The organism is Wenjunlia tyrosinilytica (genome assembly GCF_014646055.1).
In the GTDB taxonomy this organism is placed as follows: domain Bacteria; phylum Actinomycetota; class Actinomycetes; order Streptomycetales; family Streptomycetaceae; genus Wenjunlia; species Wenjunlia tyrosinilytica.
In genome coordinates this window covers 50,957-75,375 of sequence record NZ_BMMS01000036.1, presented here as the reverse complement: position 1 = coordinate 75,375, position 24,419 = coordinate 50,957, and the positions used below count along the sequence as shown (strand labels likewise).

Genomic DNA, 24,419 nt, shown 5'->3' with positions numbered 1-24,419 from the left:
GGGCCAGCACCCCCACGACGACGATGCGCCTATCACACTGCCTGTATGGCAACCATCACCGTAAGAACAGACGCAGAAGTAGACCGCGCACTCAAAGCACTCACCGAAGCAACCGGCCAAACCACCGCCGACGCCATACGCGCCACCATCCTCGACGCCTACCGCAACCAGTACTACGCGCGCATGCGCGCCGACGCCGAAGCAGCGGTCAACGACCCGGAAGACCGGGCCGGAACCCGCCGCGTCATCCAGGAAATGGACGGCATCAGCGCGCGGTGACGTCCGCCGCGGCAGCAGACACCCACGCGAGCAGGGGAAACCACACGCGGGAACTGTACAGTTCTGTACATGAGTGACACCCTGCCGATCACCGAGGCCCGTGCCCGCCTGGGATCACTGGTCCGCCGCACCTCACACGCCCGCGAACGCATCACCATCACCGACCACGGACAACCCGCCGCCGTCCTCATCAACCCCCAGGAACTCGCCGACCTCGAGGAGGCCCTGGCACTCGCCCAGCAGCACGCACAGAACACCCAGTCCCGGGCCGGTGCCGCATGACCGCCACCCCCGCAGAGCCCCAAGGCCCGCTCATCACCCGCCCACCACAGACCATCCACGCACTGCGGCGAGCCGTCGCCCACATCACGCCCGCCTCACTGCCTGCCTTCAATTCGGGACTCGTGGAAGCCGCCGAGGAAGCCGACGAGCGAGGCAGTATCGGCCCAATCAGACGATTCGTACAACAATGGGCCGTTCATGTCGAAATCGAGCGCCACCCACAACAAGCAGCCCGCCTGCACGAACTCGAAGCACTCACACTCAACACCGACGACCGAGAAACCGCACGAGCCGCCGCGGCCGAAGCCGGCCGCATCTACGCCACCGCATGCACCGCCCTCGGCCTCCGCACCGGTGGCGCCACGCGATGACCGACGCATGGGCATGGGAATACGACCCCGACGCCGAGAACGTCATCGGAGGCCTACCCCAACCCCTCATCACCGAAATCGAACGCCTCGCGGCATCCCTGGTAGTCCTCGCCGACATGGGCGAGGACCTAGCCGCATTGGGCAAAGGCCCACCCTCCGGCGGCCTACGCCTCCTGAACTTCGCCCTCAACGGCCGCGACGGCTGGCTCATGTTCCTGCCCGATACGCGCGGACGAATGATCGAAATCGTCAACGTCATCTGGCCCTGGTGACGGGCGGGATGCTACGCATAACCGGGACGTAACTTCCGTTTATGCGTAGCATCCCGCCCCATCCACGCCCACCTCGGTGAAGCCGGCTACCACCGCCCCGGACCACAACGCCGGAGCACTCACACACCGCGCGTCGCCGGCTGCCGAGCAGCGGAAGCGGAGGCGGAGGCGGAAGCCGCCGATCGGACCACGCCCGAAGCAGCCCGGGAGACTCGGTCCTGACACTGCGAGCGGTCCCGGCAGCATCGCGCACCCGATGAACAAGCAACCCGCGGACGCCTCGCAACCCCCTCCCCCGAGCACCCCGGCACGCGGGGAAGACCTCGGGCACCGGGGAGGCCGCCCGCCGTCCTGGCCCTCAAAGGGGGCCAGGAGCCCCCGGAGGGGACTCACACCACCTCGCGCCGTTGACCCGGCAGGGGCACCGCGCCCGTCGGCAGCTCGGTCATGACCACCGGCGCCGACACGGCCCCCAGCATCCCGACGAGCCAGAACATCAGCCGCGCAAAGCCGAGAGCGGCGGCGGCGAGCAGGGCCAGGAAGAAGACGGCGAGGATGAGGAACACGGTGGACCTCCAAGTCCGTTGGTGCGGCGGGGTGGTGGGCCCCTCCTGTCACTAGGTGACTCTCACCTAGTGACAACTAAAGACTATTCAATAGGCGGGGCGGAAGCAACCCACACCCCCGGGGCAAAACCCCCTCTGCCCGACACGCCGGTCGGGCCGGAACACCCACCGTGCCGCCACCACGCACCGTGGCGGCCGCCGCCTCACTTCCACACCGCCGCCAGCAGCGCCGCCACCACGCCGAGCAGCACGAACGGCAGCAGGACGAACAGCATCACCGCTTGCACCAGCCACCCCAGCGCATCGCCGAGCGCGTGCAGCGCGGCCGCGGCCGGAGCAAAGGCGCCGAGAGCCCCGCCGGGGAACAGGTGGTTCAGCCACGTCCCGACCGCATCGGCGTTCCCGGCGAGCATGACGACCACGACCAGGACCAGCAACCCCCGAAACGACATGAGCCGGGCCGCCCAGCGCAGGACGGACACGGAGCCCAGGAGCGCGCCCACGGCGAGCACGAGGGCGAGGAGAAGCAGAATCACGAACATGGTGGGACCTCCGGTCCGTTGGCTGCGGGGGTGGTGAGCCCCTGCCGATCCCCCCACCGGGCGACTCCCGCCCCGATGACAACTAAAGACTATCCAAGTTGGGTGCAGGGGAAAGCCCCGCACCCAACCCCGCCCCTCCCCCGGCACCCTGGGCGCCGGGGCCCCGCCTACCAAACCCCGTGCAGGCGCAGCGCGGTGAGCACCACCGACAGCGCAATCCCGTAGAACGAAGCGCCCAGCACCAGCACCAGCAGGACCCAGGTAGGCACCCGGTACCGGGTGCCGATGATGCCCACGCCCAGCACGGTGGCCAGACCCAGCAGAGCGATCAGGGCGAAGGCAATGGTCACGACGGAACTCCTCGACGTTGGTTCGGCGGGGTGGTGAGCCCCGCATCCTTCCGAGCGATCCCCACTCGGTGACATCTAAAGATTAGAAGGGCTGCGGCCGCAGAGCAACCCTCCAGCCGACCCGCACGCCCCCTCTGCAAGGCACCCCGGCGCGCCCCTGCAGAGGGGTGGTTGCCGGCCGCGGAGTGCCGGGGCTCGGTCGGCTTCTCGCCGCCGGGCCCCGGCACCGTCCGTTCGCCCCGTGCCCGGGCGGGCGGAGCGGCAGCGCCCCCGCCCGCCCGGGTTTCAGGCGGTGCCGTTACTTACCGGCGCGGACCCGCACGGTGCGGACCAGGGAGACCGCGAACGCGACCGGACCCTGAAGGGCGCTGCCGAACAGCACGCCCTTGACGCCCTTGCTGTGCGAACCGTCACCCGGGTGCGACTTCGAAGACATGAAACCCAACTCCTTCAACACATTGGCTGGACGGGGTGGTGAGCCCCGCCGTCCCGGGTGACCCTCACCCGGTGACAACTAAAGACTATCAGATGGGAGGGACGAGACAACCCCCAGGCACCGACCCGGCACCCTCCCCCGGGCACACCCGTGCGCAGAGAAGAGGGGTGGTTGTCTTCGGGATCCCGCCGGCCCGGGGCCCTTACGACGGGCGGCCTGGATGGCCTGCCGGTACCTGGTACCGGCAGGCCATCCAGGGGAACGGTCAGCAGTGGTGCGTGACCACCGTGACAGGGGCGACGCGCGCCCCGTTCCTGCCCGTGGTGACCGCCGTGCCGGTGCTGACGTGGGTGCACCCGTCGGTGCCGCCGAAGGCGACAGCGGCACCGACGAGACCGACCAGGGCGAGAACGACGGCGATGACGGGGAGGGCAGAGCGCATGACGGTGTCTCCTGACACGGGGAATTTGGTCCGGGTGGTGAACCCGATTACTGACGATCAAACAATATCAGTAGTAGACGTTCCGTCAAGTAAATGGAAGCCCCCCGCACCCCACCGACACCCTCCACCAAGCACCCCGGACGCGCGGTAGAGGGGCCCGCCGGCCGGAGGCTGGCGGGCGGCAGCGCGTCCGATCACCCCCGCCGCCGCCCGGCAGCTCCGCCCAGCACACCGCACCGGCGCCGGGGGCGGGACCCGGTCACATCACCGGACCCCGCCCCCGAACCCCCGTCAGACCCCCGCACCCTCCCGCGTGTACGAGTGCAGCCGGTCCACCTCGACGAACCCCACCGACTCATACAGCCGCTTGGCCGCCGTACGGTCCCGCTCATCCCCCGGCGGCGCGTCGTCGTCCACGTACAGGATCACCTCACCGGCTCCCCGCTCCGCCAGCAGCCCCAGCGCAGACCCCAGCACCCCACGGCCCAGACCACGCCCCCGCGCGGCAGGCTCCACACCCAGCCACCGCACAACCCCGATACCCCCCACCACATCCACGCTCGCCTCAGCCACCACCGCACGGCCCTCCCGAACCGTCAGCCGCCACGACCCCCGCCCCGCCCGCTTGACCCGCACACCCTCCGCACGCGCCAACCCCGCAACCGGCAGACCCGCACGCATGTACCGCCACAGGTCCTCACCCACGAACCCCGCACCCTCCAGCACGGCACGGGTGACCGGACGGTGCCCCACCGCCAGACCCTCCAGCCCCACACCCAACGGCGTGGCGAACTGGAAAGCCTCCAGCCTCCCGCACCCGCCCAGCGCCGCCACCGCGTGCGCCACCAGCGCCCCCGCAACCGCCGACCGCTCCCGGCAGTGCAGCCACAGAATCACCCCCGTGCCGTCCACCGGACGCACCGCGTACGAGACCACCCCCACCACGGCCCCCGCACCGTCCACGGCAACCGCCGTCACTGGCCGCCGCAACTGACGCCACAGCGCCGCATCCATCCGCGAACGCCCCCGCAGCGCATCCGACAGCCCCGCCGCGTCCGCCAACGGCTGACCGGGCAACCGGTCCGCGTTGACCAGCGCCAGCACCGCCGCAGCATCCGCACCCGTGAACGGGCGCAGCCTCACACCCTCCGACATGATCCAACCGCCTCTCTTCACACACCCAACGATTGCCAGGAAGGACCGGGGGCGGACCATCCGCCCGCCCCCGACCACCGCCGCGCGGGTCAGCCGATCACCGCGCCCCGCTCAGCAGCCCCGCGCAACCACTGCTCAACCGCGTAGACCACCAGCAGAACCGCCGCATCCGTCTCCCGCGCCAGCGCGGCACGCTCGATCAGCCCCACATCCGCCGAAAGCAGCGGCCCCCGCGCGTCCAGCGCCGCCGCAGCCTGCTCCCCCAGCGCGGTACTGAAGTACTGCTTGCGCTTGGGCAGCACCGGCAGCGCGTCCGGGGGCAGCAGCGGCAGAATCAGCGACTTCGCACGCAGGTAGCCGGTCGGCAGGTCCGCCCGGTACCGGTCCGCCAGCGGCACCGCCAGCGCCGCAGACAGGAACGTCTCCGTCAGGAACGGCGACGCCTCCAGCACGTCGCCGGACGGGGGAAGAACCTCGTACGGATCGAACGCGTCGCGCGCGTCCGCCTCCAGCCACGACCGCCCCGCCGCCGCGTGATCCCCGATGCGCTCCGCCACCCACGAACGGCCCCATGCCGTCGCGTCGCTGCGGTACGGCTCCGCCAGCACCGCCGACGCCACCGGATCGCACCACTCCGGCCAGTTCGCCGCCCAGTACCCGTGAGCCCGCACTCGCGCCGGGAGCAGCCGCGCGAACGCCGCCCCCGCCTCCCCCAGCAGATTCGGGCCCGACAGCCCCACATCCGCCGCGTAACGCATCGCAGCCCGCACCCCGTGCCGCGCCGCAATCGCACCCGTGGCGTACCGGGGCACCCCCAGCAGCTCATCCGACCCCAGACCGGACAGCAGCACATCCACCCCCCGCTCAGCCGCCCGACGCGCCACAGCCGCATTCAGCTCCGGCAGCGCGTCCAGCCGGGGACCGACCGGGGACCACCCCGGCACCGCCCCGTCCCGCCGGGGATCGATCACCACCAGCTCAACACCGGTCAGTCCCAGATCACGCAACAGCCCCTTGACCACGGGAACGCACCCGTTCCCCCGGTCGTCGGTGATGTCGATGGTGAACGCGACCACCCGGCGGCCGTCCGCCACCGCGCACACGTTCACCAGCGTGGCCAGCGAATCCAGACCGCCCGAGAGCGAGACACCGATCGTCTCGGCCCCCTCGGTCACCTCCCGCACCGACTGCGCGAACGCCGCCCCCAGACCACCGGGGTGGGCCACGGGCACCACCGGGCGCATCGGCACCCGCTCGACCCCGTGCCACAGGCTGCGCGGGTAGAACTCCCCGGTCAGCGCGGGCTGTGCGAGCAGCAGCCCCACCGCCTCCAGGTCCACCCGGGGGGAAGCGCCGGTCAGCTCCAGCGGGTTCGCGGCCGTCCTCCCCGCCGTGTCCCGGAAGTCCGGGGCGAACGGTGTCGTCACCCGGGGCGAATCCCCGTGCGGACGACGCGAGTGCTCGGACATGTAGACCACTCCTCGTGTCTTGGTTCGCGGCCCCGGGGTGGTGAGCCCCTGCCGCCCTCCCGAGCGACTCCCGCTCGGTGACAACTAAAAAGTAGCAGTGCGGCGGGGCGGGAAGCAACCCCCCGCCCCGCCGCCGGCCCCCTCCCCCAAGCAACCCGGCACGGGGGGAAGAGGGGGGCGCCGGCCCGCGGCCGGCCGGGCGGCACCGGGCCCGCCGGAACCCCGCCGGGTCCGGCCCCACCCGGGCGGGCGGGGCCGGTTCACCCCGCCCGCCCGGCACCGTCCCGCCCCCGGGCGGGGCCGGGAGGCTCCGGCGGAATCCGCCGCGCCCCCCCGCCCCCCAGCCCGACAGGCCGTCAGGGGCGGTTACCGCCCGGCGGTCCGCAGGGACCGCGCCAGCGAGGCCGCGAACGCGATCGGACCCTGGAGGGCGCTGCCGAACAGCACGCCCTTGACGCCCTTGCTGTGCGAACCGTCACCCGGCTTCGACTTCGAAGACATGAAACCCAACTCCTTCAACACATTGGCTGGACGAGGTGGTGAACCCCGCCGCCCCGAGTGACCCTCACCCGGTGACAACTAAAGACTATCAGATGCGGAAGGGGTGACCCCCCCAGACGCCAGCCCGGCACCCTCCCCCGGGCACACCCGACACGGAAGCGCCCTGGGGAGGGGGCGGGCCGGCCGGGTTGGTCGGGTGCCGCACGCCCCCGCCCCAGGGCCACGACGCACCGGGCGCAGCGCCCCGGAGCGGCCGGGCCGCTCCGGAGTCACCACCGCGGACCGCGTCAGACCAGCGCCGCAACCGCCCCCAGGAGGAGCGCCAGGGGCACCACCACGAGGCAGGCAACGACCTTGAGGAGGAACACCGCCCCCGTCACCAGCCCCCACAGCAGCCAGCCAGCGCCCACAACGAGCGTGCCCAGCGAGGCCACGGCCGCGCCACTGCTGCCCAGCAGCATGCCGACCGCCACCACGAACAGCAGCCCCCGCAGCGAGAGAGCGAACCTCTTGCGCGCCCAGCGAAGAACGAGCACGGCGGCGGCGAGGGCGAGGAACGACATGGTGGACCTCCACAGTCCTTTGGCTCCGGGGTGGTGAGCCCCGGGCGGTACTTCACCGAGCGACTCCCGCCCGGTGACAACTAAAGACGAGCACCTATGGGCGGGGACGCAACACCCGGTCCGCACCCGGCTCCCCCTCCACCAAGCGCACCGACGCACGCAGCCGGCGCCCCCTACTCGCCCTCTTCCAACGGCTCTCCGGCAAGGCAGTCATGGCCGGGCACACCGCACATCTCGCACGCCTCTTCCTCGAACAGCGGGTCACGGTCGGGGAGCACCGGCGCGAAGCAGTCGTGACCCGGTACACCGCACACCGGGCACGGCACGCCCTGACGTCCGTACGCCATCTCTCCCGCCCCCTGTCATCCGCCCCGTTTCCGGGGGGGTGCCCGGCGCGCGCCGGGCACCTGTCGGGTCACATCATCCTGTGCCCGCTGGGGCACACCCACCAGCCCTTCTCCCACTTCATGCCCTGCTTGCAGCGGGGGCACCGCCTGGCGGCCATGGCCACCACGTGGCCCAGGGAGCGAACAGCGTTGGTCGGAAAGGTCAAGGTGCGTCCTTGGTCGTGGGGTGGTGAGCCCGGTCCACTTCCGCAAGGTGATGCCCACCCAGTGACATTCAAAAGATATCAAACGAGAGGCTACGTCAACACGGCTTGCCATCCCCACCCCCCTCCCTCCCCCAGGCACACCGGTGTGCCTGGGGGAGGGAGGGGGGTGCCGGCTGCTGCCCGACCGGGCGCCCTTACCCGAGCCGGGGGCCGGTCGGGCGGCATCACACCGCCCGACCGGTCCCCCCTGAGCCGCCGTCAGTCGACGACGCTGCTCTTGGAGACGGTGACGCTGCCGTCACCCGCGTAGGCCACCCTGAACCCGTAGGTGTTCAGGCTCCGGGCAGCGGTCTTCACGGCCGCCTCCGCCGTGTCCCGAGCGTTGCGCAGCCCGGCCCCCTCGGGGCCCTTCGGCGCGCCCTTGGCGCGCCGGGCGGCATCGGCGTAGCGCTCCTGCGCGGCCTTGAGCTGGGCGAGCGCGGTCTGGGCCTGCCCGGCCGTCTGGGCGTGCGCGACGAACTTCACCTCCTTGACGCGCCCGCCGACACGCAGCTGCGCACTGATCTCCGTGGTGGCGACCTTCTGTTCCTTGGCCATCTCGTGCTCCTGTTCCTGGTGATCGGGGTGGTGAGCCCCTGTCTTGTCGAACAACAAAGATATTACGGGCCATCAGACGGCCCGCACAAGCGAACTCCACCCCGCCGGCTCCCCCTCCCCCAGGCGCGCCCGTGCGCTCGGGGGAGGGGGAGCCGGCGCCCGGCGGGTGCTTCGGCATCCGCCGGGCGGGGTGGTGCCCCGGGCCGGGTCGGCCCGGGGCACCGCAGGTGACGCGAGATCAGTCCTCGCACCAGCCCTGGTCCGAGGTGCCCGACGGCTTGCGCCCGTAGCGCTGCCCGACACCCGCGACCGACACAGCGGCCTCACCGGTGAACAGCGCGTCCACCTCCGCGACACCCGTACCCACAACAGCCGGAACAGCGACAACGACCTGCATGACAGAACCTCATTCCACCTTGGTGACCCTCCGGGTGGTACCCCATCGGGCTGACATCTAAAAGATAGCACATTGGGGGGGCAAGTCAACACACACCCGGGGCACCGCCACACCGAACAGCCCCTCCCCCAGGCACACCGCTGCGCCTGGGGGAGGGGTCGGGGAGCCGGCCCTGAAGCGCCGCCCCTGCCCGGGGTGGCGCTTCAGGGGGGTGGTGCCCCGGGCCGGGTCGGCCCGGGGCACCACAGGTGACGCGAGATCAGTCCTCGCGCCAACCCTGGTCGGACGTGCCCGACGGCTTGCGCCCGTAGCGCTGGCCCGGACCCGCGACCGCAGTGGCGGCCTCACCGGTGAACAGCGCGTCCACCTCCGCGACACCCGTGCCGGTACCGGCGTTGATCGCGGGGGCAGCAGCGACAGCGGTGACCTTCATGTCGGAACCTCGTTCCTCTTGGTAGTCCCGAGGGGTGGTAGCCCCTCGGCTTGACACTTAAAAGATAGCACACCTCATCAAGGCGTCAACACCCCCGAGCGGCCGCACACACCCCTCACGGCCCCTCCCCTGAGCACACCAGCCGCGGGGGTGCCTGGGGGAGGGTCCGGCCGGCTGCGGGAGAGCCCCGTGTGGGGCGCGGTCACCCGCGCCCCACACGGGACCGATCCGCTCCCGGCGGCCCGAGGGCCGTCAGAGGGACCAGGGGATCATGTGCGCCCACTCCTGCACCGCGTGCAGGACCGGCTCACCGATCTTGGTCGCGCTGAGCGCCACACCCCACACTCCCATGATCACCAGCGCGAACGGGCTCGCGTTCAGCCAGCCCTTGTGACGCGCGAAGATGATCAAGGCCAGTCCACCAAAAACAAACAGCTCCACGGCAAACCTCCTGGTTGCACTTGGCCCAACAGGGTGGTGAGCCCTGCTTTCTGATGAACAAACAGTAGCACACGGCCACCGGGCAGCGGCAACCCCAGCGACCTCCGGCAAAACCCTCCCCCAGGCGCGCAGGTGTGCCCGGGGGAGGGTTTCCCGGCGGTCGCTGACGCCACTTCACCTTTGATAGCTTTTAGTCGTCAGCAACCGCAGGGCTCACCACCTTGCGGCACCACCAAGGACCCAAGGAGTCCCCATGTCCGCATCCTCCGCCGCCCTGGCCCCGATCGGCGCGATCCTGCGCCGTGAGCACAGCCTCAAGGTCGGCACCGGCGGGACCGACCTGCGTTTCACCAAGGACGGGACGCAGTACGTCATCCGTGACGAGTCCAGCCAGTTCACGTTCTGGCGCGGCACGAACAAGATGGGCAGCACGCCCGTCAGCAAGAGCCCCAAGGACGTCGTGACGGCGTTCCTGCGGGCCGTCGGCCTGGCCTGAGATGAGCGGTGTGGTGTGCCCCTGCGCGCGCAGGGGCACACCACACCGCGCGCCGCCCGGCACCCCACCCGGCCCCGGCCGCCGACGAGACCCTCCCCCGGACACACCTGCGTCGGGGGTGCGCGGGGGAGGGTGCTCCGGGGTGCGATGCGGGCCCCAGGGCTTGACGGACACATGCACAACGGCTAATGTTTTAGTCATCAGCCCGACGGCCTCACCAGCCGAAGGGGAACCCCCTCACCAGGGAGAAATCACCATGGCTGCATCCTTCAACGACGTTCAGCGCGCTCTCGGCAACGGCGTGAAGGCCCTGCACGGGGACACCCTCGTGATCGAGCGCGGCAACGTCCGCCACTGCGCGCGCCGGTTCGGCAGCGAGTGGGTGTTCGTCCTGGAGTACAGCGACAACTCCCGCCAGTCCCAGACCGGCACCAGCCGCAGCAACAACGCGGCCGAGGTCGTCGCCGCGTTCAAGCGCGCCAACCGGTTCTGACCGGAGGGTGGTGCACCCCGTGCGGGGTGCACCACCCGCGCGGCCGTTCCGTTCCCCCGAGGGGGAACGGAACGGCCGCGGCCCGCCGGCGAAACCCTCCACCAGGCAACCCCGCGCCCGGAGGTGCCCGGTACAGGGTGCCTCGCGGTGGCAGCCAGGTCTGCAAGGGGGTTGGAAAGTCCCCAACGTGTGCTATCTTTTAGTTGTCAGCAAGCGGCGGACAACCGCGAGCGACCGGGGCCACCACCCCGCGAACACCAAATTGACAACACCACAGGGAGCGCGCACATGCGACAGACCGGACGCGTCATCATCGACTTCCTCCAGGTCGAGCACGGCAGGGCCGAGCTCATCGGCCTCGGCGGCGGTCTCATGGCACACGACGACCTGACGGACCGGGGCTACAACGTCACCCGCGACGAAGCGACCGGGGTTCTCACCGCGACGGACCCGCGCACTCACCACGTCGTCGCGACCGTCACCCCGGTCGTGGACCCCACCGTCACCATCACCGTCACGACCGACTGACCGCGCCACACAAGANGACGGACCCGCGCACTCACCACGTCGTCGCGACCGTCACCCCGGTCGTGGACCCCACCGTCACCATCACCGTCACGACCGACTGACCGCGCCACACACGCGGGGCCGCCCCCGGGTTTCCCCGGGGGCGGCCCCTCTTTCTGCACCCGCCCGGGCCGTGCCGCCGCAGCGGGACCCAGCTGGACAACCCCGACCACCCCATCCCCGGCCCACCCGCCACAGGGGCGCTTCGGGGAGGGTGCGATCGGGGTGGGGGCGATGCCGTCCCATGGGAGCCGGCCTCTCCTGCTCGGGGGCGGGAGAGCCAACCGGGATCGACCCTGAAACCTCAGATACGGGATCTTCGACTTGGTCGGGAAACGCTTTTCCGTCACCGGCGTGTAAGTGACCTTCACCTTTCCGGCGACTTTCACCGTGATCACATCACCTTTGCCGACCGACACCTCTCCCCCTTGCCCTTCCAGGACATGAGTTCATCCCTGATGCGCACGTAGGCAACCGTTCCCCCGGTGCTGCGATCGTGAGCGCCGAAGACAATGGCGATGCTCTGCGGACCGGCATTCTTCGGGCAGTGCACCGGCATGGTGTGCACCGCCGACGCGGTAACCACCTCCTGCCGGTACTCGGCCACCGTCCTGCCGTCGTACTTGACCCGGTAGGGCCCGGTTCCGCTGATACTGAAGACCAGCCCGCTTTTCTGCGTCCAGTCGTACACCTCGGCGTAGACCTTGTCCCACTCCATTTGCCTGCCGCCCCGCCTGTAGATGCCGCTTTGCAGCCTGATGGTGTCCACGGGGCCGATTTCACGTGCCATGAGATCTCCCGATCCGGTTGGTCCGGGGCTGGTGAAGCCCCGCCGTCTTTTGCCCCCATGAAAGCTACCCGCACAGCGGAGCGGGGCGGAAGGCTTTCCGGAGGCTGTACCGATCCAGAAGGCGTCTTGACCGGTACAGAGGCCCGGAATTCGGTGACGGGGACCACATTCGATAGCGCCGACGAATTGACGCCGAGTAATGTTCCAATTGTCCAACCGGACAGGGGATCACCACCCCGGGAAGAAACCAAGGAGGAAATGCCATGGGCAAGGGTGTAGAGATCAGCGTCAAGATGACCGTGGGAACGAGCAAGGCCATCGGCAAGGCGACGGTGAAGACGGTCAAGTTCATCGCGTCGGAGAAGAAGGCTCGCGACATCCGGAAGGCACTCGACAAGATGCACCGCGCGCAGTCGGTTTACATCACCCTGGTGGAGATGACCATTGACGGTTCTTTGAGCGGCCCCGGATCGAACCGGGTCAGGATCCAGCGGGAAGAGGCCAAGGGCGAGATGCTGAAGCAGATGAAGTTCCTGAACAAGAACGGGTTCGACCTGGTGCACCACGGCAACGGGGTCATCGAGGTCAGGGACGCCGACGGCAGTGACGAGTAGTCACCGGCGCTGAATCACCCGTGTGGGGGTCGCACAGGCTGCGTGTGCGACCCCCACACGCACGCCCCAGGGCGCAGCATCCGCCCGGCCGCTCACCGCCGCCCCACCCCTCCCCCGAGCGCCACGGCGGCGGGGCCTCCCGGGGGAGGGTTCCGGCCGGCTGCCGGGGGACTGGTCGCGGGAGGGGGCAGGGCCTGCCCCCTCCCGCACGCGCTAGCTCAGCTTGTCCAGCGCCTTGTTCGCCAGCTTGATCTCGGCCTCGAGCTTCTTGACCTCCTTGCCCCACTTGTGGAGCTGGCGGGCGCACTGCCCGACGCCCTTGCTGTCCCGCGCCAACGCGCGCTCCTTCTGCAGCTCGCCCCAGTTGTTGACGTTGGCGCGTGCCTCGCCGAGCTTCTTCTCGAGCCCATCGATGATCTTCCGCGCGGCGGCGCGGCCACCGGCCTTGGCGATCCGTTCTGCGATGCCCATGGCAAACCTCCGTTTGCATTGGTGAATGCCTCCGGGGTGGTGAGCCCCTTCGACCTGATGTGTTTACTTTAGCAAATTCGCCCGCACACGAACCACCCCCGCCACCCCCTCGGTCCACCCTCCCCCGACCGCCCCCGGGGCGCTTGGGGGAGGGTGCCGCGAGGCCGGTCGGGGCGGGGCCACCGGGCGGGGCCACCGGGTATGCTTTTACAAACAGTTGGCGGGCTCACCACCCGCGTCCTCACCAAAGGACGGACACATGCCGCCGGGCGCCATCCCACCGGGGACCATCTCCCTGCCCCTAGCCGTCATCCTCGCCGTCATCTACGCCGTCACCGGCGCACTGATGGCCTGGGACTTCCTCACCGACCCGGCAGGCCGCGCCGCCGAATGGAACGCCGACTACCTGCTGGCGCTGGACCTGGTCCACGCCGACGGCGACGCACACGCACACGCCGCCGGAACCGACCTACTGGACATGCTCGCCACCAACGCGACCAGCGCCACCCGCGACCAGCGCAGGCTGGCACGCCACAGCCTGCCCACCACCACCGACCGGACCACCGACCAGTAAGGCAGGAGACCCACCATGGACCGCATCACCACCGCACTGCTCGGCGGCACGCTCCCCATGCTGATCATGTTCCTCGGCCTCGTCGTCAACAAGCGACGCCGTGTCAGGCACACACTGCGCACCCTGATGAGGGACACCCTGCGCACCGCGATGACCTCACCGTCCCCCGACCTGAGCAGGGCGGCCGCCAACGCCTACGCCGCCCTGATACCGCGAGCCCCCCGCCGCACGCGCGCCGCGCACCTGGCGATCCTGGGGCACGCACGAGCCCGCATCACGGCACTGGAGACACCGCCGCCGTCCCCCCGCCGCCCCGGCCGCGTACAGCGCGTCATCAACGCACTGAAGGCATGACACCCGCACGGAGGGGGCCGCGCACCGGCCCCCTCCCCCCTCCTCCAGCCGCCGGCGAAACCCTCCCCCAACCGCCCCCGGTTCAGGGGCTCCTGGGGGAGGGGGCAAGGGTGGGCGGGAGAGTTGACGCCACACTCCGAGTCTGTTACTTTTAAGTCGTCAGCAAGCGGGAACGCCAACCGTGAGCAGCCGGGGCCCACCACCCCGGCACCAACACCGCAAGGAGCACCCGATGCGCGAGATCCGCACCGTCTTCCAGGAAGTCACCGGCTTCACCCGCACCGACGCCGACGGAACCACCCCCCTGGCCGCCGAAGCCGCCCTGACCGCCATCAAGGAGCACGAGCGCAACGGGTACACCGTCATCCGCACCGACACCGGCACCGTGCTGGTCGGCACCCCCGACATCCTCATCCTCGGCGACACCCCGATCGCCATCACCTTCCCGCTCACCGCGGTCTACACCCCCACCTACGGCCGCATCAGCACCGGCATCGAATACACCGACTGACCCCCACCAACTCGAAGGGCGCCGCGGAGCAACTGCGCGGCGCCCTTCGCGCACCCCCACCGACCGGCACACCAGGAAGAGGGGGGCGCCGCAGCGCAGCGAGCCGACCAGACCCCAACACAACAACCGCCGATCACACACGACATGAACACACACCACATGAACACCACCCACACGCCATGAGGCACGATGGCATCCACAAACAACAAGCAGGCCCCACCACGGGGGCGGGGCCTGAGACGCCGGGTTGCCCCCCGGCGCCAAGAGCTCTCCAACAGCAGAAGTCAGGAGGAAGCTCAGACATGAGCGTACGCAACCCCCTGCGCAACCACCAGCGCACCCCAGCACCAAAACCCACCACAGCACAGCCGGCCACGGGAGCCAACAACCCGTGACCGACGAGACGGACCGATGGGGGCGTGTCCGTCGCGGCAACATGGCCGCCGACCGCTTCACCCAGATCAGAAACGCGCTCTTCCGCGACCCACGCCTGTCCTTCAAGGCCAAAGGCGTCTTCGGACTCATCAGCACCCACCGCGACGGCTACGGCATCACACCCGACACCATCGCCGCCGCCTCCACCGACGGCGTCTCAGCCGTCAAGACAGCCCTGCGCGAACTCGAGCGCTACGGCTACCTCACCCGCGAACGCGAACGCCGCCCCGACGGAACACTTGGTACATCCACCTACTTCATCACCGACCAGCCCGAAACCGACCCCGAAACCCTCCCAGAACCACAAAACCCCAGGTCGGAACCAGAGGGCGATTATCCACCGGTGGATAAACCACCGGTGGATAATCGCCTGCATAAGAAGAACAACAACCCCAAGAACACCAACGAACAGAACACGAGCGCGCCTGCGGCGCGCAGCGCCCCCGACGGCCGCAGGCCACCTGCGGTACCCAGCGCGCGCGCCCGAAGCGGCTGCGCCGCGCCCGAACCCCCGCACCCTCCACCCCGCACCACCACCCGCCCGCGCTCCGTGCGCTGGGTCGTCACCGCCCTGCCCCCGCAGCTGCGCCGCACCCTCCCGGACCGGCTGCCCGCGAGCCTGACCGACGCCGTCACCGCCGCCCTCGAGCAGGGCCGCACCCCCGACCAGCTGGCAGCCCGCATCGAACGCCGCTGGAACCACCACGGCCACGCCGCGCGCTTCCACGCCGGACAGATCACCCGCCCGGTGGGCGTCGCCGTCGCCCTGGTCCGCCCCGGCGAATGCCCCGACCCCCGGTGCGAGGACGGGCACAACATCGACACCGGCGCAGCCTGCCCGCGCTGCGAGGAACGCCGCGCCGACCGAAGAAGAGCCACCGACGCGCCGTCAACTGCCGCCGCGGTACCACGACAACGCAACTCCGCACCCGCGGCGCTCACCGTCGCGAGGTACCCGGAATGTCCAGGAAACTACGGTTTGTGCGGCCGTCCCATGCCCGTCGATTCGACCTTGTGCCCAGAGTGCGCAACGCAACAGGCCCGAGAAGCCGTCTGAGCGCCCCTCTGGCGGCCTGAACGGGCCCTTGGCTACTTCCCCCTACCCTCGACTCTCTCAGGGGCTCAGAGAGCCTTCTGTGGCCCCCGCGGCACACTTTGCAATGCTCCTGACAGCCGGAGGCGGCCGGGCCGCAACGGGAGTTCGTCGCTCCCGTCCGCCGCACCGTGGCTCGGGCAGCCAACCCGCCCGGAGGCGTGCACCCGCATCGGCGGCGGGACCCGGCCGAGCGACGAGGTGCTCATCTGCCCCGGCTGCGGCCCGGACCGCACCTGATCCCCGTGGTCCCGCGCCGCGGCGCGGGACCACGCCACCCCACGCCGCCCTCCCCCAAGACGCACAGGCCTCGAAGCGCTCGGTACAGGGGCCCGGATGCCGGCCGCCGGGCCCCGATTGAGTTGACGCATGCGCATCAAATGGCTACTGTTTAGTCATCGCGAGGCTCACCACCTCGCCCCATCCACCAAGGGAGGCACCCCGCATGTCCGTCACCTTCTCCGCCCTCGTCGCCCCCATCGCCTTCGTCAACGTCTGCGCCGACGGCGAGGAGCGGATCCCGGTGCGGCACGAGACGTACCCGCAGGCGCGCGCCGCCCTGCCCGCTCACACGCAGACCTGCGGACAGGAGGACTGCGCGGTCTACGGGGTGTATCCGCACCCGGTCTACCCCGAGGGGACCCCGGAGGAGGTCAACGTCAGCAACGCCAACGCGCGGTACCTGCTGGGCCTGCTGGGCCTGGACACCGAGGACCTGTGCGGGACCCTGCCGGGGGCGGACCTGGCCAGGCTCGTCCTGCGCGCGCTCAACCGGGGGTTCGACGACACCGGTATGGGTGCCTCCGCGCCGCTGCGCGAGGCGGGCCGGGCGCAGTTCATCGACTGCGGCCGCCCGGCAGGCTACGGCCGTGCCCGGCTGGAGGAACTCCAGCAGCTGGCTCTCTGGGCCTCCACCAACGACAAGGAGATCACTTGGGGGTGACCCCCGGCGGGGGCCGCTCCCCTGGCCGCCGGCCACCCCTCCCCCAGGCCCGCCGGGCGCGGCTGTGGCTCCGGCTCCCCCGGCGGGGGAGCCGGAGCCACAGCACTGGCAGAGGGTCAGCCGACCGCGAAGGTGACGGTGTTGCCCTGGGCCTCCAGGTCGCGGACTGCCTTCTTGACGTCGCCCCAGGTCTTCACGCCCGCCTTGTACCGGGGCTTGATCCACACCGTCCCGTTGACGGCGACGTGAAGGATGACGTCATGGGGCAGCGCGGTGCGGTTGTAGTGGGCGAAGACGTCTTGGCGGTTCATTCGGTGTTCCTCCTGCTCGGTGTCCGCCAGGGTGGTGAACCCTGATGACTCTAAACATAGCAATCGTTGAGGTGCCAGGCAAGCCCCAGCCCGACGAGAAGACCCCTCCCCCAGCCGCCCCGGATGCTCGGAAGAGGGGGTCGCCGGCCCGCAACCACCGCCCGCACAGCATCCCGCCCGGGGCGTGCGAACCGGGGTGCCCGCCCCCACCCGGGACGGGCACCCCCCACCACTCACCCCAGCGACCGCAACGCCAACTCCAGCGCAACCACCGGGTAGACATCCGCCACCTCACGCGCCCCCGGCACACCTGCGGCCACCCGATCGGCCACCCGGCGCAGCGCGCTCCCGTCGACAAGCCCGGCACCGACCACGTACGACTCATCCGCGAACCGCCGCAGCAGACCCCCGCCATGCCGATGCAGACCCGTCGCCATCACGTCCGCGAAGTTCTCACGCAGCACCGGACGCGCCACCTCACCCGGCAGACCAAGACGCGCCAGCCGCTCCCGCATCACGCGCTTGTCCAACCGCCACTCCTCCGGAAGCCACTGCGCGAACCGCCCCAACGGCTCCCACGCCAGCGGAGCAACCGGCCACATACCCGCGCGCAGCATGGCCGGAGCCACCGCCGACAACGCCATCAGCGTCGATTCCGGCACCGCCGACGCGGGCGCAATCGCCTCATCCCGGAATACGGCCATCTCCCGCGCCACCGGCCCGAGCCAGAACCGATCCGCCGCCGGTCCACGGTGCCCCGGAGGAGCGATCATCAACTCATCGCCACCGAAACCGGTGACCACCGTGTGAACCCCAGCAGCCCCCAGACGGCCCAGAAGCGCCGTCAGCAGCTCCAAGTACGGCTCTTCGAACGGACTGGACCACCCCGGACCGGCCACGCGCCGCCCACCCGGAGACAGCGGCGGCAGGTCCAGCGCCGCAATCCGCACATCCGCCGCCATCCGCGACGCTTCCATCAGGGCACGCCGACGGCGCTCCTGCTGCACCCCGACCTCACCCGGAAGCATCATCGCGCAGGCCGTCACCCGACCCGGGAACAGCGCCCCCAGCGACAGCGCCACCGTCGCACTGTCCTGCCCGCCCGAAAGCTGCATCGCTGTGCGCTCACCCATGATCGGACGCAGAGCCAACGCGCGCTCCAACATCATCTCGAAAGCCGCGACCGGGTCCGCCCCCTCGACAAGCTGACGGGGCAGCGGCTGTGCCACCGGCTCCGGATAGGCCAGGGAAAGACCACGGACACCGAACGTCGCCGTAGAGCGCTCCGTGAGCGCGTGGACACCCGCGAACAGCGTTTCGTGCGCATAGCGCCCGTGCCCCGACAGCAACCTGGCCGCCGTGCGCGGATTCAACGCGTCAGGGCGCATGAACGCGCGCAGGTCCTCCATGTCCCAGGAACCGCAGACCCGGCCTGCGCCATCCGCCAGGTACACCGGCGCGACCGGGGAACGGCCCGCATGAATGCGCAGCTCACCCGCGCCGATCTCCAGCACGAGGGAGTCCAGCGGCCATGCGCGCTGTTCCCGCACGGCCTCACGGTAGGCATGCGTCGGCATTGCCTCCGGGGCGGACGGCTCCGCCGGAACAGGCGTACCGGCGCGGCGCTCACGCACCGTCAGGCACACCGAACGGCCGTCGGTGAACACCACGTGCTCAAGCATCGGATGCCGGTACGGCTCAACCCAACTGGTGCCGCATTCCCAACGGTTGCCGATGCGCTTCCACGCGCCCGACAGGTCCCCGTCGACGATTGACAGTTTCAGCATGTCGCTCCCTTGGTGTGGGCGAAGTGGTGGTGAGCCACTCCGTGATGACATCTTTAAGCTAGCTATCTATGCGAAGATCGTCAAGCCATGCGGCGGAACGGCGCGAACCGCCGAGACCCTCCCCCAGGCACGCGGGCGCCCCTGGCACAGGGGCTGCCGGCGGCCGGGGTTGCGCCGCTTCCGGCACTGCCCCGGCCTGGAGCCTGTGAACGGTTTCCCCCGGGCCGCACGGCCCGGGGGAAACCGTTCATCGTGGCGTCAGGACCTGATCAGTCCTCGCACCAGCCCTGGTCCGAGGTGCCCGACGGCTTGCGCCCGTAGCGCTGCCCGACACCCGCGACCGACACAGCGGCCTCACCGGTGAACAGCGCGTCCACCTCCGCGACACCCGTACCCACAACAGCCGGAACAGCGACAACGACCTGCATGACAGAACCTCATTCCACCTTGGTGACCCTCCGGGTGGTACCCCATCGGGCTGACATCTAAAAGATATTGCACGGTCGCCACCGAGTCAATGCCATTCGAGGCACCCGAGCCCTCAACCCGCCCCTCCCCCGAGAGCACCGACTCCGGGGGGCTTGGCGGAGGGTGCTGTGGCCGCAACGCCAGAGGCGGACGGGTGCTTCGTTTTGATATCCTTTTAGTCGTCACCAGGGATACCACCCTGGCGGCCGTCACCGCAGGGCTCACCACCCTGCCGACCGGAAGGCACCGACATGCCACAGAGCACCGACCTGACGGGGTTGCGCAAGTACATCCAGGACCACACCCCGTACGTGGCCGAGGCGGAAGAGGGCAACTCCCTCACCGTCGGCCGCCCCAGCAGCGTCCCGGAAGGCAGCTACCTCGTCCGGAAGGAGGGAAGCGCATTCGTCTTCTACCGGTACGGGCAGCGCATCGGCAGCGCGCCGACGACGCTTCCTGCTGCGGAGATCACCAAGAAGTTCCTGGAAGCCGTGGCGCGCACATGACCTGAACGCGCGTGGGTTGGGCCAGGAGACCGCTGGCCCAACCCACGCGCGGCGAACCCCTGTACCGGACACCCCGAGGTGGCTGACGTGCTCCGGGGAGGGGGTGCCAGCGGGCGGGCTGGATGGTTGACGGGTGATTGCTCGGGTACTATTTCGTCAATACATAAACGGGGCTCACCACCCTGTCCGAACACCAAAGGACAGCACCGCATGAACACCCTTGCGATCACCCCGGAATTCATCGTTCTCGTAACCGGCCTCGCCATGATCAACGGAGCATTCCGCGCGCTCCCCAATCCGCTGTTCGGCCGGATGGCCGACCGCAACGCCTGGAACAAGTGCTACGCGACAGCGAAGAAGTACGCCACCGCGAAGAAGCCGCACCTGCGTCAGATCGGCGCCATCATCCTGGTCTTCCTTCTCCAGTGGAAGCGCGGCAACAAGCACCAGAAGAGGCAGGCGGCCGCCGGACTCGCGATCACCGCGCAGAAGAACAACACCGACTGACGGACCACACACACAGGAAGGCAGAACCGTGGAAGCTCGAATCCTTCTGTCCGCCGCATCGGTGCTCGGCGTCGTCCTGGGCATCCTGGGGCTCCTGTACTGGCGCCTGCGAGGAGAAAAGATCCGGTCCGTGTTCGGACCCGCCACGGACGCACTCGACTGGGCCGCCACCGGAGAGACCGAAGAAGAGCGCGCGTTCGGTATGGCGACCCTGAAAGAGATGGTGGACGGCATACAGGATCGGCAGTTCGCCGACATGATCAAACAGGTCCTTGACCTGCTGAGTGCCCTCCCGGCCAGTGCGTTCGAGGAGCAAGAAGAACAGACGGAGCAGACTCCCCAAGCCACCCCGCCCCAGGCCACCCCGCCCCAGACCTCCCCCGCGCCCGTCGGAGCCAAGAAGCACCGCAAGCGCCGGAGACGGCGCAGGAGGGGCGCGGGTGCCGTACAAGCAGGAGGCAAGCCGGGGGCCGCCGCCCCCTAGCGTGTGGGGTGTGGCTCCCCCAGGGGGAGCCACACCCCACACGCGCCCCTTCGCCCCCGCGAACTCCGGCACATCCCGAGCACCTTGGGGAGGGTGGCCGGCGAAGGCGAAGCACTGGAACTCTCCGTCCAAAAATGCTATCTTTTAGTAGTCAGCAAGTCGCTACCACCTACGGAGGTCCGCATGTCCCGCCGCGCAACCATCCTCGCCGCCACCGTGACCGCCGCCGTCGTGGCCGTCATCGCCGTTGTCGTCACCGCGACCGTCACACGCGGCAGCGACGACAAGACCACGGGCAACCACCACAACAAGCCCTCGCACAGCGCGCCCAGCGACCCCTACGCGCAGACCCCGTGGCGACTGGCCGTCGTCAACTTCCTCAAGGCCGCCAACCACCCCCAGGACGACAAGTACCGCACCTGGCTCCCCCTCGACCCCGACATACACAAGGACTTCATCTACACCCCCCGCACACCGGCGGACCCCGGCTACAACGACCGCACCGAGGACGACCCGCACGGCGCCCTGGTCAACCTCTCCGACCTCACCCCCACCAAGCAGCGCGCCGTACTGAACAGCCTCACCCGAGACAGCACCGTCATCCCGGACAGCCTGACCGTCACCCAGCCCAACGGCCGGGACTCCGGGGGCTGGTCCTTCACCTTCACCATCCGAACCACCGGCGGGAAGCAACTCCACGGCATGGCCATCGGATCCGGCGACGCCAACGGCGGACAGCTGCGCCGTCTGTCCTACGACACCCCGTGAGCCGCGATCGTCAGGGTCGACCGGAGGGGTTCCCCCCGGGGGGAACCCCTCCGAGCCCCCGGCTCGTCCGGTGGAGGGTTGTCCCGGGAGAGGCGGCCGCGAGACGGGAAGCGGAGGGGAGAACAGGAGGAGGCACAGCAGCCGTCGCCCGAGACATCCAGAAGAAAAGGACCAACGCCCACCTGTCAGATCCATCATCCCCGGACGCACGAACCCTCAGTGGTTGTACGAGCCTCAGCCCACGCAGTCCGCTCTCCGTCAGCAGTCAGCGCACAGACCACCGCAGCGGCAGCCCACTCAGCCCATCGGCAGTCCTGCACAGCACCTCGGCTCCCCAGCCACCGCCCACCGCAGTTGGCCCGCACCCACACTCGCACCCGCAACCACCCCGGCCCGACACCCGCACCCAGGCAGTGACCTCGGCCCGACACCCCCGGCCCTCGCAGCCCGGTACCCCGCCCTGGACCAGTACCACTCCACCACGTGAGCGCCCCAGGCGCGACCCACTCCCACCACCCACCCACCCCAACCCATGCCCGACCTCAGCCCTCGACCCTCAGCCCCCACCAGCGGTCACTCACGCACATCGCGTACACCCGCGCTTTCCACGGCACTCAGCTCAGCCTGAGACCGGACGGCAGCAGCCTCCCCGGCCTCGGTGGAGAGAGGACCGACGCCCAACCGGACGCCGGAACGGGTCCCCCCGGTGGATGGATGCCTCAGGCGCCGGCCACATTCAGCCGACACCACGACGGCACCAGAACAACCTCTCCACATCCCCTCACACCGAAAAATCCCCCTTGACAGAAAGTCCCGTCAGCACCGTCCCCCGACCTCGGACTTCACTCTCCGCCTCAGACCCATCCGCATCCATACCGCATGTGTCGCAAACACTCCTTCCCCACCCCTCCTTCATTCCCTTCTCTGATCCTCCTTCCGCTTCTCCTTCCTTCCAGCACTTTCACACCCTCATCGCTCATTCCCCAACAGCCTCGCCTCCCCACCCCTCCTTCCTCTCCTCAACTTCTCTTCCCACCTCCCTCTTCGGTACACGTTAGCCTTCGTACCCGAGGCTTCATGAGAAGTGACTTGACCTGCTACTTTGCACCCCTCACCCCCTGCACTCTGATAAAATGAATCGCTGTAGGGCTGTTCCGAGAGTTCTCCAGCCCACTTCTCGTCAACAGGAAGGCTCCTGCATGGCACCGCGGCGTGACAGCGCACATGGGTTTGCCGCTACGCCCGACGACATGGTGATCCTTGACTGGCTGTCCCGATACTCGTACATGACTTCCCAGCAGGCAGCCCGCATGCTGGGGCGTTCCGTGCGCCCTATATACACCCGCATAGCGAAGTTGGAAGAGGCGGGATTCGTCCGACGGGTGGCTTGGATGGCTCATCGGCCGGACCTGATCGTGCCCACTGCCCGGGGGATCTTGGCGGCCGGATATGTGCGGCGTGTCGATGGGCGGCAGCGTCCGGATCTGGCCGTTCCCCAGGTCAAGCCCAGCATGGTTCCGCACACCGTTTGGGGGGCTGACCTCGCGGTGACCTACCACCTGCTCGGGCACCGCGTCCTGAGCGAGCGTGAGGTCACACGCTTCGAGGTCCGGGGGCGTCGGCCCGAGGACTACCTGCAACCGCTGCAGTTCGCGGGGTGGCACGACCCGGAGCGGGCCACGGCCTATGTTCCCGACCTGGTCGTCATCCCCGACGACCCGGCCAACCCGTTCGGCATCCATCAGGGAGAGGGACGCCGGGCGGGGTTCCTGGACGAGTCGGCCGCCTTCACCACACAGGCGGACGAGCCCATCGTCGATCCCGAAAGCGGGCTGCCGTTCAGGTGGGGCGACATCGTGCCGCTGCTGAAGAGCAGGGACGGGCGGCCTGTCGCCATCGAGGTGGAGCTGTCGCAGAAGCGGTACCCGGAGTACGTCTCCATCCTGCACAAGTACGCCATGGCCCAGCATCTGGCAGGCGTTGTCTGGTTCACGCCCAAGGCGTCCATCGCGAACTCGCTCGGCCGGGCTGCCGGCGACGCGGGCATCGCCGATGACCGGTTTCGTATCTGCGAACTCGTCCCGTGGCAGGACGGGATGGACGCATATGTGTAAGACAGCCGCAGGGCGTGCTCCGGCAGGTCAGTCCTTGGCACCCAGCCAGCGCTTGCAAGTGGCCTCGGCCGTCGCGTCGGCGTAGTTCCGCACCATGGTGCAGACCTCGCTCGGCAGCTTCACCAGGTCCGGATCCGTCGTCTTGAACCAGTGCTCGCACTGGCGGCCCGCGTCCTTGCCCGCGTACTGGCGCACCATCGTGCAGAGCTTGTCCCGGGCGGGAGGCCGGGTGGCGCCCGAGGCCCCGGTGCCGCCTGCGGAGTCCGTGCCGCCGGCCGCGGCCGAGTCACCAGGAGCCGGCGCCTTGGAGAGGTCGGGGTCGGGGGTCACCAGGTCCGAGCGCCCCGGGGATTCACGGATCGGTGTCGGCTTGGGACCTGATTCGGTCTTGTGCGGGTGAACGGTGATGCATCCGGACAGCGCGAGGACGGACGCGAGCATCACGCATATGCGTCCGACGCGCATGGCAGGGGCTTCTACCTCA

The 24,419-nt window shown here is 69.6% G+C and carries 39 protein-coding genes; 18 read left to right on the top strand and 21 right to left on the bottom strand.

All coding sequences use genetic code 11. From position 1 onward, the window contains the following. Window positions 1-45 precede the first annotated feature (45 nt). From IEY86_RS30470 to IEY86_RS30455, 4 genes are all read left to right on the top strand, one after another. Window positions 46-279 carry a YlcI/YnfO family protein gene (locus IEY86_RS30470; RefSeq protein WP_189135139.1) on the top strand — a complete coding sequence of 78 codons (234 nt, stop codon included), beginning with the start codon at window positions 46-48 and terminating at the stop codon, window positions 277-279. A gap of 69 nt (window positions 280-348) precedes the next feature. Continuing rightward, entirely contained in the window at window positions 349-561 is a 213-nt protein-coding gene (locus IEY86_RS30465) for a type II toxin-antitoxin system Phd/YefM family antitoxin (RefSeq protein WP_189135138.1), read from the top strand. After that, window positions 558-932, top strand: a complete 375-nt coding sequence (locus IEY86_RS30460) for a hypothetical protein (protein ID WP_189135137.1) — start codon at window positions 558-560, stop codon at window positions 930-932. Before IEY86_RS30465 ends, IEY86_RS30460 begins: the two co-directional genes overlap by 4 nt. Beyond that, window positions 929-1,204, top strand: a complete 276-nt coding sequence (locus IEY86_RS30455) for a hypothetical protein (RefSeq protein WP_189135136.1) — start codon at window positions 929-931, stop codon at window positions 1,202-1,204. The genes IEY86_RS30460 and IEY86_RS30455 overlap by 4 nt, the downstream gene beginning before the upstream one ends. 389 nt (window positions 1,205-1,593) lie before the next feature. On the opposite strand, the gene IEY86_RS30450 is transcribed toward IEY86_RS30455, so the two are convergent. The 15 genes from IEY86_RS30450 to IEY86_RS30385 all read right to left on the bottom strand — a co-directional run bounded on the left by IEY86_RS30450 (window position 1,594) and on the right by IEY86_RS30385 (window position 9,649). Next, window positions 1,594-1,770: a hypothetical protein gene (locus tag IEY86_RS30450; protein ID WP_189135135.1), complete on the bottom strand. Its 177-nt coding sequence runs from the start codon at window positions 1,768-1,770 to the stop codon at window positions 1,594-1,596. 203 nt (window positions 1,771-1,973) lie between these two features. Next, window positions 1,974-2,312, bottom strand: coding sequence for a hypothetical protein (locus IEY86_RS30445; RefSeq protein WP_189135134.1), 339 nt, complete (start codon window positions 2,310-2,312; stop codon window positions 1,974-1,976). A 167-nt stretch (window positions 2,313-2,479) separates the two neighbouring features. Continuing rightward, window positions 2,480-2,662 (bottom strand): hypothetical protein, encoded by a 183-nt coding sequence (locus IEY86_RS30440; RefSeq protein WP_189135133.1) that lies wholly within the window; start codon window positions 2,660-2,662, stop codon window positions 2,480-2,482. A gap of 298 nt (window positions 2,663-2,960) precedes the next feature. Beyond that, entirely contained in the window at window positions 2,961-3,098 is a 138-nt protein-coding gene (locus IEY86_RS30435) for a hypothetical protein (protein WP_189135132.1), read from the bottom strand. A gap of 265 nt (window positions 3,099-3,363) precedes the next feature. Beyond that, on the bottom strand, window positions 3,364-3,540 hold the full coding sequence (locus tag IEY86_RS30430; RefSeq protein ID WP_189135131.1) for a hypothetical protein: 177 nt from the start codon (window positions 3,538-3,540) through the stop codon (window positions 3,364-3,366). 291 nt (window positions 3,541-3,831) lie between these two features. Continuing rightward, the gene (locus IEY86_RS37680) at window positions 3,832-4,695 is read right to left on the bottom strand and encodes a GNAT family N-acetyltransferase (RefSeq protein ID WP_189135130.1); all 864 of its coding nucleotides are present in this window, start codon (window positions 4,693-4,695) and stop codon (window positions 3,832-3,834) included. An 89-nt stretch (window positions 4,696-4,784) separates the two neighbouring features. After that, a complete protein-coding gene (locus IEY86_RS30420) occupies window positions 4,785-6,164 on the bottom strand; it encodes an asparagine synthase-related protein (protein ID WP_229698886.1) in 1,380 nt (459 codons plus the stop codon). 366 nt (window positions 6,165-6,530) lie between these two features. Continuing rightward, window positions 6,531-6,665, bottom strand: a complete 135-nt coding sequence (locus IEY86_RS37675) for a hypothetical protein (protein ID WP_265805872.1) — start codon at window positions 6,663-6,665, stop codon at window positions 6,531-6,533. A gap of 287 nt (window positions 6,666-6,952) precedes the next feature. After that, window positions 6,953-7,228 (bottom strand): hypothetical protein, encoded by a 276-nt coding sequence (locus tag IEY86_RS30415; RefSeq protein ID WP_189135129.1) that lies wholly within the window; start codon window positions 7,226-7,228, stop codon window positions 6,953-6,955. A 173-nt stretch (window positions 7,229-7,401) separates the two neighbouring features. Further along, entirely contained in the window at window positions 7,402-7,575 is a 174-nt protein-coding gene (locus IEY86_RS30410) for a hypothetical protein (RefSeq protein WP_189135128.1), read from the bottom strand. A gap of 68 nt (window positions 7,576-7,643) precedes the next feature. Next, window positions 7,644-7,781, bottom strand: a complete 138-nt coding sequence (locus tag IEY86_RS30405) for a hypothetical protein (protein ID WP_189135127.1) — start codon at window positions 7,779-7,781, stop codon at window positions 7,644-7,646. A 258-nt stretch (window positions 7,782-8,039) separates the two neighbouring features. After that, the gene (locus IEY86_RS30400; protein ID WP_189135126.1) at window positions 8,040-8,378 is read right to left on the bottom strand and encodes a hypothetical protein; all 339 of its coding nucleotides are present in this window, start codon (window positions 8,376-8,378) and stop codon (window positions 8,040-8,042) included. Window positions 8,379-8,616: 238 nt separating this feature from the next. Then, window positions 8,617-8,775: a hypothetical protein gene (locus IEY86_RS30395; protein WP_189135110.1), complete on the bottom strand. Its 159-nt coding sequence runs from the start codon at window positions 8,773-8,775 to the stop codon at window positions 8,617-8,619. 259 nt (window positions 8,776-9,034) lie between these two features. Beyond that, window positions 9,035-9,208: a hypothetical protein gene (locus tag IEY86_RS30390; protein WP_189135125.1), complete on the bottom strand. Its 174-nt coding sequence runs from the start codon at window positions 9,206-9,208 to the stop codon at window positions 9,035-9,037. Between the two features lie 252 nt (window positions 9,209-9,460). Next, complete coding sequence (locus IEY86_RS30385; protein WP_189135124.1) at window positions 9,461-9,649, bottom strand: hypothetical protein; 189 nt, start codon at window positions 9,647-9,649, stop codon at window positions 9,461-9,463. A gap of 253 nt (window positions 9,650-9,902) precedes the next feature. Between IEY86_RS30385 and IEY86_RS30380 the strand changes: the two genes are divergently transcribed. From IEY86_RS30380 to IEY86_RS30370, 3 genes are all read left to right on the top strand, one after another. Continuing rightward, window positions 9,903-10,145, top strand: coding sequence for a hypothetical protein (locus tag IEY86_RS30380; protein ID WP_189135123.1), 243 nt, complete (start codon window positions 9,903-9,905; stop codon window positions 10,143-10,145). Between the two features lie 256 nt (window positions 10,146-10,401). Further along, entirely contained in the window at window positions 10,402-10,638 is a 237-nt protein-coding gene (locus tag IEY86_RS30375) for a hypothetical protein (protein WP_189135122.1), read from the top strand. A 288-nt stretch (window positions 10,639-10,926) separates the two neighbouring features. Further along, on the top strand, window positions 10,927-11,166 hold the full coding sequence (locus tag IEY86_RS30370; RefSeq protein ID WP_189135121.1) for a hypothetical protein: 240 nt from the start codon (window positions 10,927-10,929) through the stop codon (window positions 11,164-11,166). A 433-nt stretch (window positions 11,167-11,599) separates the two neighbouring features. Here IEY86_RS30370 and IEY86_RS30365 read toward each other — a convergent pair whose 3' ends face one another. Next, window positions 11,600-11,995, bottom strand: coding sequence for a hypothetical protein (locus tag IEY86_RS30365; protein ID WP_189135120.1), 396 nt, complete (start codon window positions 11,993-11,995; stop codon window positions 11,600-11,602). A gap of 263 nt (window positions 11,996-12,258) precedes the next feature. Between IEY86_RS30365 and IEY86_RS30360 the strand changes: the two genes are divergently transcribed. Further along, a complete protein-coding gene (locus tag IEY86_RS30360) occupies window positions 12,259-12,609 on the top strand; it encodes a hypothetical protein (RefSeq protein WP_189135119.1) in 351 nt (116 codons plus the stop codon). 213 nt (window positions 12,610-12,822) lie between these two features. Here IEY86_RS30360 and IEY86_RS30355 read toward each other — a convergent pair whose 3' ends face one another. Then, a complete protein-coding gene (locus IEY86_RS30355) occupies window positions 12,823-13,080 on the bottom strand; it encodes a hypothetical protein (protein ID WP_189135118.1) in 258 nt (85 codons plus the stop codon). Between the two features lie 259 nt (window positions 13,081-13,339). Between IEY86_RS30355 and IEY86_RS30350 the strand changes: the two genes are divergently transcribed. The 5 genes from IEY86_RS30350 (at window position 13,340) to IEY86_RS30330 (ending at window position 16,990) form a co-directional block, all read left to right on the top strand. After that, the gene (locus tag IEY86_RS30350) at window positions 13,340-13,654 is read left to right on the top strand and encodes a hypothetical protein (protein ID WP_189135117.1); all 315 of its coding nucleotides are present in this window, start codon (window positions 13,340-13,342) and stop codon (window positions 13,652-13,654) included. A 15-nt stretch (window positions 13,655-13,669) separates the two neighbouring features. Then, a complete protein-coding gene (locus tag IEY86_RS30345; RefSeq protein ID WP_189135116.1) occupies window positions 13,670-14,008 on the top strand; it encodes a hypothetical protein in 339 nt (112 codons plus the stop codon). 232 nt (window positions 14,009-14,240) lie between these two features. Next, window positions 14,241-14,519 carry a hypothetical protein gene (locus tag IEY86_RS30340; protein WP_189135115.1) on the top strand — a complete coding sequence of 93 codons (279 nt, stop codon included), beginning with the start codon at window positions 14,241-14,243 and terminating at the stop codon, window positions 14,517-14,519. Window positions 14,520-14,955: 436 nt separating this feature from the next. Next, entirely contained in the window at window positions 14,956-16,011 is a 1,056-nt protein-coding gene (locus tag IEY86_RS30335) for a helix-turn-helix domain-containing protein (RefSeq protein WP_189135114.1), read from the top strand. 481 nt (window positions 16,012-16,492) lie between these two features. Then, a complete protein-coding gene (locus IEY86_RS30330) occupies window positions 16,493-16,990 on the top strand; it encodes a hypothetical protein (RefSeq protein ID WP_189135113.1) in 498 nt (165 codons plus the stop codon). Between the two features lie 116 nt (window positions 16,991-17,106). Here IEY86_RS30330 and IEY86_RS30325 read toward each other — a convergent pair whose 3' ends face one another. The 3 genes from IEY86_RS30325 to IEY86_RS30315 all read right to left on the bottom strand — a co-directional run bounded on the left by IEY86_RS30325 (window position 17,107) and on the right by IEY86_RS30315 (window position 19,516). Next, window positions 17,107-17,301, bottom strand: a complete 195-nt coding sequence (locus IEY86_RS30325; RefSeq protein ID WP_189135112.1) for a hypothetical protein — start codon at window positions 17,299-17,301, stop codon at window positions 17,107-17,109. Between the two features lie 233 nt (window positions 17,302-17,534). Then, window positions 17,535-19,088 (bottom strand): asparagine synthetase B family protein, encoded by a 1,554-nt coding sequence (locus IEY86_RS30320; protein WP_189135111.1) that lies wholly within the window; start codon window positions 19,086-19,088, stop codon window positions 17,535-17,537. Between the two features lie 269 nt (window positions 19,089-19,357). Further along, a complete protein-coding gene (locus IEY86_RS30315; protein ID WP_189135110.1) occupies window positions 19,358-19,516 on the bottom strand; it encodes a hypothetical protein in 159 nt (52 codons plus the stop codon). Window positions 19,517-19,807: 291 nt separating this feature from the next. Here IEY86_RS30315 and IEY86_RS30310 point away from each other — a divergent pair, with 291 nt between their 5' ends. From IEY86_RS30310 to IEY86_RS30290, 5 genes are all read left to right on the top strand, one after another. Then, window positions 19,808-20,062 (top strand): hypothetical protein, encoded by a 255-nt coding sequence (locus tag IEY86_RS30310; protein ID WP_189135109.1) that lies wholly within the window; start codon window positions 19,808-19,810, stop codon window positions 20,060-20,062. 210 nt (window positions 20,063-20,272) lie between these two features. After that, window positions 20,273-20,569 carry a hypothetical protein gene (locus tag IEY86_RS30305; protein ID WP_189135108.1) on the top strand — a complete coding sequence of 99 codons (297 nt, stop codon included), beginning with the start codon at window positions 20,273-20,275 and terminating at the stop codon, window positions 20,567-20,569. Window positions 20,570-20,597: 28 nt separating this feature from the next. After that, window positions 20,598-21,053, top strand: a complete 456-nt coding sequence (locus tag IEY86_RS30300) for a hypothetical protein (RefSeq protein WP_189135107.1) — start codon at window positions 20,598-20,600, stop codon at window positions 21,051-21,053. Window positions 21,054-21,236: 183 nt separating this feature from the next. Continuing rightward, window positions 21,237-21,821 (top strand): hypothetical protein, encoded by a 585-nt coding sequence (locus tag IEY86_RS30295; protein ID WP_189135106.1) that lies wholly within the window; start codon window positions 21,237-21,239, stop codon window positions 21,819-21,821. A gap of 1,391 nt (window positions 21,822-23,212) precedes the next feature. After that, window positions 23,213-23,935, top strand: a complete 723-nt coding sequence (locus tag IEY86_RS30290; RefSeq protein ID WP_189135105.1) for a hypothetical protein — start codon at window positions 23,213-23,215, stop codon at window positions 23,933-23,935. Between the two features lie 27 nt (window positions 23,936-23,962). On the opposite strand, the gene IEY86_RS30285 is transcribed toward IEY86_RS30290, so the two are convergent. Beyond that, on the bottom strand, window positions 23,963-24,400 hold the full coding sequence (locus IEY86_RS30285; protein ID WP_189135104.1) for a hypothetical protein: 438 nt from the start codon (window positions 24,398-24,400) through the stop codon (window positions 23,963-23,965). Between the last annotated feature and the right edge of the window lie 19 nt (window positions 24,401-24,419).